Genomic DNA, 12,481 nt, shown 5'->3' with positions numbered 1-12,481 from the left:
CCGCACATGTCGATTTCCCGATGCGTCGCTCGTCGTATCCATGTCGACCGGGTTCGCGACAGCGTCGATGCGACAGCCGGGCAGGCCGCCGCGCGGCGCAGCAGGCGCGCGGTTCCCGAGGATTGCCGAAACGAACAAGGAGACGCCAAATGCCGGATTCCCGATACCGCTGGGTGATCGTCGCCGCGGGCGGCCTGATGGGCTGCATCGCGATCGGCGCGATGTTTTCGCTGCCGGTGTTCCTGCGCGCGATTGCGCGCGACACGGGCTGGTCGATGACCGGCATTTCCGGCGCGATGACGCTCGGCTTCATCGCGATGGCCTTCGCGAGCATGGGGTGGGGCAGCCTGTCGGACCGGATCGGCACGCGCGCGGTCGTCGTGACGGGCGCCGTGCTGCTGTCGGCGAGCCTCGCGCTGGCGAGCCGAGCGCCGTCGCTGCTCGCGTTCCAGCTGACCTTCGGCCTTGCCGTCGGCAGTGCGACGGCCGCGGTGTTCGCGCCGATGATGGCGTGCGTGACGGGCTGGTTCGACACGCACCGCAGCCTGGCGGTGTCGCTTGTCTCGGCCGGCATGGGGATGGCGCCGATGACGATGTCGCCGCTGGCCGCGTGGCTCGTGTCGACGCACGACTGGCGCACGTCGATGCTGCTCGTCGCCGCGCTGGCGGCCGTCGTGATGATCCCAGTGTCGCTGCTGGTGCGCCGGGCGCCCGCGCTCGACCGTGCGCACGCGGCGCCTGCGCCTGCCGGCGCGCCCGCGGCGATGTCGGTCGCGGACGCGCTGCGCTCGCCGCAGTTCATGGTGCTGCTGCTGACCAATTTCTTCTGCTGTGCGACGCACTCGGGTCCGATTTTCCATACGGTCAGCTATGCGGTGACGTGCGGGATCCCGCTGATCGTCGCGGTGTCGATCTATAGCGTCGAAGGGCTCGCGGGCATGGGCGGCCGGATCGTGTTCGGGCTCCTCGGCGACCGTGTCGGCGCGAAGCGCATGCTGGTGGCCGGGCTGCTCGCGCAGGCGCTGGGCGCGCTCGGCTACTACTTCGTGCGCACGCTGGACGGGTTCTACGCGGTCGCGACGCTGTTCGGCTTCATCTATGCGGGCGTGATGCCGCTGTATTCGGTGCTCGCGCGCGAGAACTTCCCGCTGCGGATGATGGGCACCGTGATCGGAGGCAGCGCGATGGCCGGCAGCCTTGGCATGGCCGCGGGGCCCGTTGCCGGCGGCCTGATCGTCGATACGTTCGGCGGTTACGGCTGGCTGTACCTCGGTTCGTTCGCGATCGGTCTCGGCGCGTTCCTGATCGCGATGATGTTTCGCCCGTTTGCGAAAGCACGGCCGGAAACGGTGGCCGCGTGACCCGGCAGCGGAAGTGGGGCGGTGTCCGTTTCGCCGGATTGGCGACGCCCGGAACGCACCGCCGCAGATAAAAATCAGGGCCCGACACCGCCTGCATTTGCCGGTGCCCGGACGGCGCTTCGCCCGCTGCGGCCCAGCAGACCGGCAACTGGCGCCGATCGGCGCGCATGCGTCACGATTGGGCCCCTAAAAGCACAATATCGAGCATGTATTCGAAGGGCCTGTCATACCCGCGTCACCCTGCTAGAATTCGGCCTGCCGCATTGTTCCCATTGACTGATGAGATTGCTTGACGCCCTGGTCGAACAACGTATTGCCGCCGCCGCCGCGCGGGGCGAGTTCGACGATTTGCCGGGTACCGGCGCGCCGCAGGCGCTGGATGACGACCTGCTCGTGCCCGAGGAGGTGCGGGTGGCCAACCGTATCCTGAAGAACGCGGGCTTCGTGCCGCCGGCTGTCGAGCAATTGCGCGCGCTGCGCAACCTGCATGACGAAGTGCAGGCGGTCAGCGACCGCGCCGCGCGCTGCCGGCTGCAGGCGAAGATCCTGGCGCTCGACATGGCGCTCGAATCGCTGCGCGGCGGCCCGATGGTGATGCCGCGCGACTACTGCCGGCGCATCGCGGAACGCCTGTGCGAGCGCGGGCTCGACGAGGCGCCCGCCGAAACGGGGCCGATGTGACGTCCGACGCGCTGCACGACGCAGCCCGATCGGTGGCCGGCGCGGCCGCTGAACCCGCCGCACAGTCTCCTATTTCCGAAACCGCACCCGTATCGGCGCGCGACCTGCATTTCATGCGGCTCGCGCAGGCCGCCGCGGAAGAGGCGCGCGCGGCCGGCGAAGTGCCGGTCGGCGCGGTGCTCGTGCGCGGCGACGAAGTGATCGCACGCGGCTTCAATCATCCGATCGGCGGGCACGACCCGTCGGCCCATGCGGAAATGGCGGCGCTGCGCATGGCCGCGCAAAATCTGCAGAATTACCGGATGCCCGGCTGCGAGCTGTACGTGACGCTCGAGCCGTGCCTGATGTGCGCGGGTGCGATCATGCACGCGCGCATCGCGCGGGTCGTCTACGGTGCCGCCGATCCGAAGACGGGTGCATGCGGCAGCGTGATCGACGCGTTCGCGAATCCGCAGCTCAACCACCATACCGAAGTGACCGGCGGCGTGCTCGCCGACGAGTGCGGCGCCGCGCTGAAGTCGTTCTTCGCCGAGCGCCGTCGCGCGTTGCGCGAAGCACGGCTGGCCCGCGACGCCGAATCCGGCGCGTCATAGTCGCGCCGGCCGCGCCTGTCGCCCCGGGCGCGCACGGTTCCGCTGAACCGAAGACGGTTCGGACCCTCTAAGCAGGTTTGACGACCCGACACCTTTCGCCATGTCCTTCCAGCCCGCCGCGTCCTACACCATCCGCCTGCTGGCGCCGTCCGGTTATCCGCACGATCCCGACGCGATCAATCGCGCGCTCGAACGCCTCAGCACCGCGCAGCAGCGCATCGAGAACATCGAGGCGACGCAGCGGCGCTTCCAGCGTTTCGGCGGCACCGACGGCGAGCGGGCAGGCGACCTGAACCGTCTCGCCGATCCGGAGCGGCCGCTGCCGGACATCGCGCTCGCGGTGCGCGGCGGCTACGGTGCCGCGCGGATCCTGCACGGGCTCGACTATCGCGGGCTCGAGCGCAGGCTGCGCGACCAGCCGGTCGCGCTCGTCGGCCACAGCGATTTCACGGCGATCCAGCTCGCGCTGTACGCGAAGGCGCGCATCAAGACGTTCGGCGGCCCGATGCTTTCCGCCGATTTCGGCGCGGAAACGCCGAGCGACTTCACGATGCAACACTTCTGGCAGACGCTGACGCAGCCGAGCACGACGATCATCGCCGAAGCACCGCAGGTGCAGACCGTGAACGTGACGGGCACGCTGTGGGGCGGCAACCTCGCGATCCTCACGTCGCTCGTCGGCACGCCTTACATGCCCGACATCGAGGGCGGCATCCTGTTCATCGAGGATGTCAACGAACAGGCGTTCCGGATCGAGCGGATGATCTATCAACTGCACCTGTCGGGCCTGCTCGCGCGCCAGCAGGCGCTCGTGCTCGGCCAGTTCACCGGCGCGCGGACGTTCGAGTACGACAACGGCTACGACATGCAGGCGATGATCGACCAGGTGCGCGAGGTGGTCGGTATTCCGGTCGTCACGGGCCTGCAGTTCGGCCACGTGCCCGACCTGCTGACGCTGCCGTTCGGCGCGCAGGCGCAACTGGTCGCGAATGCGCACGGTTTCCGGCTCACGTTGTCCGATTATCCGCATCTCGGCTGATGCGGGCGCGGTCGATCGAAAGGCGGGTTCTCCGCCTTTTTCTTTATGTAATTGTGCAACTAACGGTCAAAGATTTCGGCTGACGTCGACAGAATCGTCGCCGGATTTTGCACCAGTTTTGTCAACAAAATGGCCGGGAGGGTATACGACGAGACGGCCTCTGTCATGGCACTCAGGCTTGTTGTGCATGGATTTCGCGCATCCTGCACCGATTGGAGTCGTGTCCGTGCACGCCGATTGTGCGAAATTTCGGAAAAGAATTGTTGACAATCTTTATGTCCATCCTAGGATGAGGACCATCACACGATGCAGATCATGAACGAGCCCGATTCCCACCCGTCCGGTGCCGCCAGTCCCGAAGCGATCGCCGAGCGGATCCGCACGGCGATTCTCGAGCATCGGCTCGCGCCCGGCGCGAAGCTGACGGAGGCGCAGCTCTGCGACGTGTTCGGCGTGAAGCGCGGGACGATCCGCCAGGCGCTCGCGCAGCTCGCGACCGACAAGCTGGTCGAGCTCGAGCCGAACCGCGGTGCGTTCGTCGCGAGCCCGACGCTGCAGGACGTGCACGAGGTGTTCGAGATGCGCCGGATCATCGAGCTCGCCGTGGTCGAGCGGCTCGCGACCGGGCCCGGCGCGAAGCGGCTGAAGGGCGTCGCCGCGCTGATCGACAAGGAACGCAAGGCGTTCGAGCGGCACGACTTCGCGGCATGGATCCGGCTGTCGGGCGAATTCCATACGGCGCTCGCCACGCTGATGGGCAATGCGACGCTCAGCGAGTGCCTCGAGGGGCTCGTCGCACGCTCGACGCTGATGTCGGCACTGTACGAATCGCACGGGCGCAGCCCGTGTTCGTGCGACGACCACGACGAGATCCTCGCCGCGCTGGAGGCGGGCGATCCGAAGCGGGCGGTGACGCTGATGGCGCGCCACCTGCAGCATGTCGAACTGAAGATGCTGGACCGGCCCGCGCAAGGGCAGGTCGATCTGCGCGAAGTGTTCGGCGGCGCCTGAGCGGCGACGCGAACCCGGCCGCGCGCCACGGAACGAGAGCAATGCAGGCCTGCGGTGTCCGCCGCGGGCCGCTGGTCCGACTCCGGGCGACGATCCGGAGCGGTAACGATGACAGTGGAGCGGCCCCGGCCGCGTCAAGGAGAAGTCATGGCTCAGTTCAGTGTGGCGCACGACAGCGCCTATCCGGCGGAAGAAGGCGGCGAGGGCGGCGATCCGACGCTGCCGGGCGGTTACAGCGAACGTCTGTACAACGAAGATTTGGCACCCCTGAAGAATCAGACATGGGGCTCGTACAACATCTTCGCGTTCTGGATGTCGGACGTGCACAGCGTCGGCGGCTACGTGTTCGCGGGCAGCCTGTTCGCGCTCGGGCTGACGAGCTGGCAGGTGCTGATCGCGCTGATCGTCGGGATCGGCCTCGTGAACGTGCTGTGCAACCTGATCGCGCGGCCGAGCCAGCAGATCGGCGTGCCGTATCCGGTCGCGTGCCGCGCGACGTTCGGCGTGCTCGGCGCGAACGTGCCGGCCGTGATCCGCGGGCTGATCGCGATCGCGTGGTACGGCATCCAGACCTATCTCGCTTCGAGCGCGCTGGTGATCGTCGTGCTGAAGTTCTTTCCGCAATGGCTGCCGTATGCGGACGTCCATCGCTACGGCTTCCTCGGGCTGTCCGCGGTCGGCTGGGCCGGGTTCATGCTGCTGTGGGTGCTGCAGGCGTTCGTGTTCTGGAACGGGATGGAGACGATCAAGAAGTTCATCGACTTCGCGGGCCCGGCCGTCTATGTCGTGATGTTCATCCTCGCCGGCTACATGGTGTGGCGCGCGGGCTGGCGCAACATCGGCATCAACCTCGGCGGCGTCAAGTATCACGGCGCGGAAGTGATCCCGGTGATGATCACGGCCGTGTCGCTGGTCGTGTCGTACTTCTCCGGGCCGATGCTGAATTTCGGCGATTTCTCGCGCTACTGCCGCTCGTTCGGCGAAGTGAAGCGCGGCAATTTCTGGGGGCTGCCCGTCAACTTCCTCGCGTTCTCGCTCGTCACGGTAATCACCACGGCCGCGACGCTGCCGGTGTTCGGCGAACTCATCACCGATCCGGTCGAGACGGTCGGCCGCATCGACCATCCGACCGCGGTGATCCTCGGCGCGCTGACGTTCACGATCGCGACGATCGGCATCAACATCGTCGCGAACTTCGTATCGCCAGCGTTCGATTTCTCGAACGTCGCGCCGCGCCTGATCAGCTGGCGCGCGGGCGGGATGCTCGCGGCCGTCGCGTCGATCTTCATCACGCCGTGGAACCTGTTCAACAACCCGGCCGTGATCCACTACACGCTCGACGTGCTCGGCGCGTTCATCGGCCCGCTGTACGGCGTGCTGATCGCCGACTTCTATCTCGTCAAGCGCGGCCGGCTCGTGCGCGACGACCTGTACACGATGTCGGAGAGCGGCACCTACTGGTACACGGGCGGCGTGAACCGCCGTGCGCTCGCCGCGCTGCTGCCGGCCGCGGTGATCGCGGTCGCCTGCGTGATGGTGCCGGGCTGGCAGGGCGTCGCGAACTTCTCGTGGTTCATCGGCGCGGGGCTCGGCTTCGTGTTCTACCGGCTGCTCGTGAGCGCGAAGGCCTGAGGAGCATGCGATGAAGATCCGACTGATCAATCCGAATACGACGCAGCGGATGACCGACGCGATGGGCCGCTGCGCGCGCGACGTCGCGGCCGCGGGCACGGAGATCGTCGCGGTGAGCCCGCCGATGGGGCCGCCGTCGATCGAAGGGTATTACGACGAGGCGCTCGCGACGCCCGGGCTGCTCGCCGAGATCGCGCAGGGCGAGCGCGACGGCTGCGACGCGTACGTGATCGCGTGCTTCGGCGATCCGGGCCTCTACGCGGCGCGCGAGCTCGCGCGCGGGCCGGTGATCGGCATCGCCGAGGCCGCGATGCATGCGGCGAGCGTGCTCGCGCCCGGCTTTTCGGTCGTCACGACGCTCGCGCGCACCTGCGGGATGGCGTGGCACCTGGCTGAACGCTACGGAATGAAGCGATTCTGCCGCAACGTGCGCGCGACCGACGTCGCGGTGCTCGAACTCGACCGGCCGGGCTCGGCCGCGCGCCGGATCATCGTCGACGAATGCCGGCGCGCGCTCGACGAGGACGGCGCGGACGCGATCGTGCTCGGCTGCGCGGGGATGGCCGAATTCGCGCACGAGATCGAGCAGCAGATCGGCGCGCCGGTGGTCGAGGGCGTCACGGCGGCCGTCAAGTGGGCCGAGGCGTTCGTTGCGCTGCGCCTCGCGACCGCGAAGCGCGGCGACTACGCGCGGCCGCTGCCGAAGCGCTACGACGGCGCATTCGCCCGCTTCAGCCCGCCGGACGGGGAGGCGGCGGAACCCGCTCCGAATTTGCCGCAACCGCACATACACACCGTCTGACACGCACTATCTGCGCCGCTGTATGGGCGCGTCTGGACGTTTTCGCTACACTGGGCCGTCAACGCATCGGCCTGCGCGGCCGGCCTGCGGCACCCGCGCGGTCGATGCGAACCCATTACTCCAGCGAACTTTCGCCGCACTTCGAACCATGTCACTCGATCCCAACTATCCTCGCGACCTGATCGGCTACGGCCGCCATCCCGTGCAGGCGAACTGGCCGGGGCGCGCCCGCGTCGCCGTGCAATTCGTGCTGAACTACGAGGAGGGCGGCGAGAACTGCGTGCTGCACGGCGATCCGGGCTCCGAGCAGTTCCTGTCGGAAATCGTCGGCGCGGCCGCGTATCCGGACCGCCACATGAGCATGGAGTCGATCTACGAATACGGTTCGCGGGCCGGCGTGTGGCGCATCCTGCGCGAATTCGAGAAGCGCGGGCTGCCGCTGACGGTATTCGGCGTCGGCATGGCGATCGAGCGTCACCCGGAGCTCGCGCGCGCGTTCGTCGAACTCGGCCATGAGATCGCGTGCCACGGCTGGCGCTGGATCCATTACCAGAGCATGACGCCCGAACTCGAGGCCGAACACATGCGTCTCGGGATGGAGGCGATCGAGCGCGTGACGGGCGAGCGCCCGCTCGGCTGGTATACCGGTCGCGACAGCCCCAATACGCACCGCCTGGTCGCGGAATACGGCGGCTTCCTGTACGACTCCGACAACTACGGCGACGACCTGCCGTTCTGGATGGACGTCGCCGTGTCGGGCGGCGGCACGCTGCCGCAACTGATCGTGCCGTACACGCTCGACACGAACGACATGCGTTTCGCGACGCCGCAAGGCTTCAACACCGGCGATCACTTCTTCGACTATCTGCGCGACGCGTTCGACGTGCTGTACGCAGAGGGCGACGAGGCGCCGAAGATGCTGTCGATCGGCATGCACTGCCGGCTGCTCGGCCGGCCGGGCCGGTTCCGCGGGCTGCAGCGGTTCCTCGATCACATCGAGAGGCACGATCGCGTATGGGTGACGCGCCGTGTCGATATCGCGCGTCACTGGCGTGAACATCATCCGTATCAGCCCAATCATCGAAACGAAGGGAAAGCATGAAGGCGATGCGTTACACGTTGAATCAATTGAACACGATGGCGCCGAACGCATTCGTCGCGGCGCTGTCGGGGATTTTCGAACATTCGCCGTGGGTGGCCGAGGTCGCCGCGGGCGAGCGGCCGTTCGCGAGCATCGACGCGCTGCACAAGACGATGTCGGGCGCGGTGGAAACGGGCGGAGAAGCGCGCCAGCTCGCGCTGATCAACGCTCACCCGGAGCTGGCCGGCAAGGCCGCCGTGCGCGGCGAGCTGACGGCCGAGTCGACGCGCGAGCAGAGCGGCGCGGGCCTCGACCAGTGCACGCAGGAAGAGTTCGACAAGCTGCTGACGCTGAACCGCACGTATCGCGAGAAGTTCGGCTTCCCATTCATCCTCGCGGTGCGCGGCTACGACCGGCACGGCATCATCGCGAACTTCGAGTCGCGCGTGAATCATTCGCGCGCCGAGGAATTGCGCGCGAGCCTCGACCAGATCTACCGGATCGCGCGCTTCCGCCTCGACGACCTGATCGACGCCTGACACCGCAATACGGCCTGCTGCGTCGCGGCGGCCGGATCGCATTACTGAAACAAGGAAATATCATGGCTGTTCCGCTTCTCGATCCCAACGCACCCGAATTCACGCGGCGCTACGTGAATCTTGCAGACCCGCGTCTCGGTGCGCAGGCGCTCGAAGCCAGCGACGATTTCTTCGCGCCGAAGGACCGGATGCTGAACCCCGAGCCGGCCGTGTTCATTCCCGGCAAATACGACGACCACGGCAAGTGGATGGACGGCTGGGAAACGCGCCGCAAGCGCACGACGGGCTACGACTGGTGCATCGTCAAGCTCGCGCGCCCGGGCGTGATCAAGGGCTTCGACATCGACACGAGCCACTTCACCGGCAACTTTCCGCCGGCCGCATCGATCGAGGCCGCCTTCGTGGCCGACGGCGCGCCGACGCATGCGACCGAGTGGGTCGAGATCGTGCCGTCGACGACGCTGCAGGGCAACAGCCATCATTATGTCGAAGCGAGCGACGCACGTGCATTCACGCACCTGCGCGTGAACATCTATCCGGACGGCGGCATTGCGCGCCTGCGCGTATACGGCCAGCCGCAGCTCGACTGGGCCGGTGCGAGCGCGACCGAGCAGTTCGATCTCGCGGCGATGGAAAACGGCGGTTATGTCGTGGCCGCGAACAACCAGCACTTCGGCGTCGCGTCGAACCTGCTGCTGCCGGGCCGCGGCGTGAACATGGGCGACGGCTGGGAAACCCGCCGCCGCCGCGAACCGGGCAACGACTGGGCGATCATCGCGCTCGCGCAGCCGGGCGTGATCCGCAAGATCGAAGTCGATACCGCGTTCTTCAAGGGCAACTACCCGGATCGCTGCTCGATCCAGGCTGCCTATGTGTCGGGCGGCACCGACAGCTCGCTGATCACGCAGTCGATGTTCTGGCCGGTGCTGCTCGGCGAACAGAAGCTGCAGATGGACAAGCAGCACTACTTCGAAGCCGACATCGCGTCGCTCGGCCCCGTCACGCACGTGCGACTGAACATCATTCCGGACGGCGGCGTGTCGCGTTTGCGTCTGTGGGGGACGCTCGACAAATGAAGACGCTTGTTATCGAACCGCTGACCAAGGAGGCGTTCGCGCCGTTCGGCGACGTGATCGAGACGGAAGGAGCAAAGCAGATCCCGATCAATCTCGGCACGACGATCCGCTTTCACGATCTCGCGAAAGTCGATGTGAGCGACGAAGACGGCCGCACGCTCGTCAACCTGTTTCGAGGCCAGCCGCGCACGCTGCCGTTCGAAGTGAAGATGCTCGAGCGGCACCCGCTCGGCAGCCAGGCCTTCGTGCCACTGAACGACCAGCCGTATCTCGTCGTCGTGGCGCCCGCGGGCGATCTCGATCCAGCGAAGATCCGCGCGTTCGTGACGAGCGGCTGGCAGGGCGTCAACTATGCGAAGGGCGTGTGGCATCACCCGCTGATCGCACTCGGCGGCGTCAGCGATTTCATCGTGGTCGACCGGGGCGGCGACGGCCTGAACCTCAACGAGCAGGATCTGCAGGAATCGCTGTGGCTCACCGATGAGGCGCTAACCGCGCTGACCGCCTGAGTCGTCGGCGTTTCCGCGCCAACTCGTCGAAACCCGCGCATGTTGCGCGGGTTTTTTTATGTGCGGCCGTTTATGAGCGACTCAGGTCGCCACGGTCTTGCCCGTGTCGCGCGAACCGCTGCCGCCGCGACGCCGGTTCGCGACCGGCGCATGCTGCGCCATCAGGTCGGCGATCCAGTCGACGAAGACGCGCAGCTTCGCGCTGACGTGCCGGTTCGGCGGGAACGCGACGTACATCGGCATCGGTTCGAGCTGCCACGCGTCGAACAGCGGCACCAGTTCGCCGCGCTCGCGATGCGCGGCAGCCATGTAGTCGGGCAGCCACAGAATGCCCAGCCCGGCGAGGCCGGCCTCGAGGTATGCGTTGCCGTCGTCGACCGCGAGCACGTAGCGCCCGCGCACGTCGACGCGCTCGCCGTCGCATTCCATCGCAAACGGCAGCGCCTTGCCGGTACGCGCCCACAGGAAGCCGACGATCCGGTGATGCGTGTCTTCCAGTTCAGCCGGATGCGACGGCGTGCCGGCGCGCGCGAGGTAGGCAGGCGACGCATACACGCCGAGCCGCAGGTCGCCGACGCGACGCGCGACCAGCGAGCGGTCGGCCGGTTCGCCGCCGCGCACGACGCAGTCGACGTTCTCGCCGATCACGTCCACCACGCGGTCGCTCACGCCCATGTCGAGCTGGATGTCCGGGTAGCGCGCATGGAACGCGGGCAGCGCGGGGATCAGGATCAGGCGCGCGAACGGGCTCGGCACGTCCACGCGCAGCCGCCCGCGGGGCGACGCGGACGCGGCGGACAGGCTCGTTTCGGCATCGTCCATGTCGGCCAGCAGCCGCACCACGCGCTCGTAGTACGCGGCACCGTCGGCGGTGACGACGACCTTGCGCGTCGTACGGTTGAACAGCTTCACGCGAAGCCGCGCTTCGAGCTGCTGCACCAGTTGCGTGACGGTGGTGCGGCTCATGTGCAGCGTCTCGGCCGCCTTCGTGAAGCTGCCGGCTTCCACTACGCGGGCGAACGCCTGCATTGCGTCGAATCGATCCATCGGGTCAGGGCTCCGCGTCGGTCGGAAATTGTTTGGTGCGCGCAAACAGTGTTGGACAGGGTTGCCGGTTTATCCGCCGGGCGACGGTCCTTAAAGTGCCTTCATCGTTGATGCAGGGGCGGCTTCGCCCCACTGACTGATGGAGGTGTTGGATGGCAAAGCGTAGCGTAGTTTTCCCGCCCGGTCGCCGGGCGCTGTATGAGCGCAACCGCTACTCGCCGGCGCTGCGCTCGAACGGTTTCCTGTTCGTGTCCGGGCAGGTCGGCAGCCGCGACGACGGTTCGCCCGAGCCGGAGCTGGGCGCGCAGGTTCGCCGCGCGTTCGACAACCTGAACGCGGTGCTGAGTGCAGCCGGCTGCACGTTCGACGATGTCGTCGACGTGACGGTGTTCCTCGTCGACCCCGAAGCGACGTTCGAGCGGATCTGGGAGATCGTCCCCGAGTACTGGGGCGACGCGCCGCATCCGACGCTGACCGCCGTCGGCGTGACCTGGCTATACGGCTTCCAGTTCGAGATCAAGGCGATCGCGCGGCTGCCGGAATCCGTCGACGGGTGAGGTGGCCGTCCGAGGCTGGCTTGTGGGCGAAGTCGCGGCGGTGCGTGCATGGCGCCGTCATCGCGCGTGCTATCGTGCCCGCATCGCCACCGCACGACGTCCTGTTCCGGACGTATTCCTCCGATGAGCCAACCTGAGAACGACCTCGCGATCCTGCTGCGCACGATGCAACCCGAACTGCATCCGGGCGCGTTCGCGTTCGTCTCGCTGCCGATTGATACAGACGTATCGTTATCCGAAACGATTGCAACGTTCCGCGAAGCGGAAGGGCTGACGGTCGTGGTCGACGAAGAGGCGGCTGCGCGTCGCGGCTGGCCCGTGCTGTTCCGCGCCGCGTGGATCACGCTGACCGTTCATTCCGATCTCGCGGCAGTCGGCCTCACCGCGGCATTCGCGCGGGCGCTCGGCGCGGCCGGCATCAGTTGCAACGTGATGGCGGCCGCGTATCACGACCACATCTTCGTGCCGTTCGACGACGGCCCGCGTGCACTCGAGGCGCTCGTCGCACTGCAGCGCGACGCGATGCGCGGCTAGCGCGCTGCGCATTCGGAAC

The 12,481-nt window shown here is 67.3% G+C and carries 14 protein-coding genes; 13 read left to right on the top strand and 1 reads right to left on the bottom strand.

All coding sequences use genetic code 11. The features are described from left to right. The first annotated feature begins 149 nt into the window (after positions 1-149). The 11 genes from ACM6JT_RS02505 to ACM6JT_RS02455 all read left to right on the top strand — a co-directional run bounded on the left by ACM6JT_RS02505 (position 150) and on the right by ACM6JT_RS02455 (position 10,324). Positions 150-1,361, top strand: coding sequence for an MFS transporter (locus ACM6JT_RS02505; RefSeq protein WP_105390479.1), 1,212 nt, complete (start codon positions 150-152; stop codon positions 1,359-1,361). Positions 1,362-1,640: 279 nt separating this feature from the next. Continuing rightward, the gene (locus tag ACM6JT_RS02500) at positions 1,641-2,042 is read left to right on the top strand and encodes a DnaJ family domain-containing protein (protein ID WP_034181150.1); all 402 of its coding nucleotides are present in this window, start codon (positions 1,641-1,643) and stop codon (positions 2,040-2,042) included. After that, a complete protein-coding gene (gene tadA / locus ACM6JT_RS02495) occupies positions 2,039-2,635 on the top strand; it encodes a tRNA adenosine(34) deaminase TadA (RefSeq protein WP_081938446.1) in 597 nt (198 codons plus the stop codon). The genes ACM6JT_RS02500 and tadA overlap by 4 nt, the downstream gene beginning before the upstream one ends. Positions 2,636-2,735: 100 nt before the next feature. Continuing rightward, positions 2,736-3,674: a muramoyltetrapeptide carboxypeptidase gene (gene ldcA, locus ACM6JT_RS02490; protein WP_414855926.1), complete on the top strand. Its 939-nt coding sequence runs from the start codon at positions 2,736-2,738 to the stop codon at positions 3,672-3,674. 306 nt (positions 3,675-3,980) lie between these two features. Continuing rightward, positions 3,981-4,685, top strand: coding sequence for a GntR family transcriptional regulator (locus ACM6JT_RS02485; RefSeq protein WP_034181153.1), 705 nt, complete (start codon positions 3,981-3,983; stop codon positions 4,683-4,685). A 147-nt stretch (positions 4,686-4,832) separates the two neighbouring features. Next, positions 4,833-6,317, top strand: a complete 1,485-nt coding sequence (locus tag ACM6JT_RS02480) for an NCS1 family nucleobase:cation symporter-1 (protein WP_034181154.1) — start codon at positions 4,833-4,835, stop codon at positions 6,315-6,317. A 10-nt stretch (positions 6,318-6,327) separates the two neighbouring features. After that, positions 6,328-7,119: an aspartate/glutamate racemase family protein gene (locus ACM6JT_RS02475; RefSeq protein ID WP_407970674.1), complete on the top strand. Its 792-nt coding sequence runs from the start codon at positions 6,328-6,330 to the stop codon at positions 7,117-7,119. A gap of 148 nt (positions 7,120-7,267) precedes the next feature. Beyond that, positions 7,268-8,221, top strand: a complete 954-nt coding sequence (puuE, locus tag ACM6JT_RS02470; protein WP_217589424.1) for an allantoinase PuuE — start codon at positions 7,268-7,270, stop codon at positions 8,219-8,221. Next, positions 8,218-8,739 (top strand): 2-oxo-4-hydroxy-4-carboxy-5-ureidoimidazoline decarboxylase, encoded by a 522-nt coding sequence (gene uraD, locus ACM6JT_RS02465; protein ID WP_034181157.1) that lies wholly within the window; start codon positions 8,218-8,220, stop codon positions 8,737-8,739. The genes puuE and uraD overlap by 4 nt, the downstream gene beginning before the upstream one ends. A 62-nt stretch (positions 8,740-8,801) precedes the next feature. After that, positions 8,802-9,815, top strand: coding sequence for an allantoicase (alc, locus tag ACM6JT_RS02460; protein WP_072437126.1), 1,014 nt, complete (start codon positions 8,802-8,804; stop codon positions 9,813-9,815). Continuing rightward, positions 9,812-10,324, top strand: coding sequence for an ureidoglycolate lyase (locus tag ACM6JT_RS02455; protein WP_034181159.1), 513 nt, complete (start codon positions 9,812-9,814; stop codon positions 10,322-10,324). Before alc ends, ACM6JT_RS02455 begins: the two co-directional genes overlap by 4 nt. Before the next feature lie 81 nt (positions 10,325-10,405). Here ACM6JT_RS02455 and ACM6JT_RS02450 read toward each other — a convergent pair whose 3' ends face one another. Further along, positions 10,406-11,371, bottom strand: a complete 966-nt coding sequence (locus ACM6JT_RS02450) for a LysR substrate-binding domain-containing protein (protein ID WP_407970673.1) — start codon at positions 11,369-11,371, stop codon at positions 10,406-10,408. Between the two features lie 152 nt (positions 11,372-11,523). Here ACM6JT_RS02450 and ACM6JT_RS02445 point away from each other — a divergent pair, with 152 nt between their 5' ends. Continuing rightward, positions 11,524-11,928, top strand: coding sequence for a RidA family protein (locus tag ACM6JT_RS02445; RefSeq protein ID WP_034181161.1), 405 nt, complete (start codon positions 11,524-11,526; stop codon positions 11,926-11,928). A 123-nt stretch (positions 11,929-12,051) separates the two neighbouring features. Then, entirely contained in the window at positions 12,052-12,462 is a 411-nt protein-coding gene (locus tag ACM6JT_RS02440; protein ID WP_034181162.1) for an ACT domain-containing protein, read from the top strand. Positions 12,463-12,481: the final 19 nt, after the last annotated feature.

The sequence above is a fragment of the Burkholderia sp. IT-111MI5 genome, from assembly GCF_949752865.1.
Classification (GTDB): domain Bacteria; phylum Pseudomonadota; class Gammaproteobacteria; order Burkholderiales; family Burkholderiaceae; genus Burkholderia; species Burkholderia pyrrocinia_C.
This window is presented reverse-complemented; position numbering and strand designations above follow the sequence as displayed.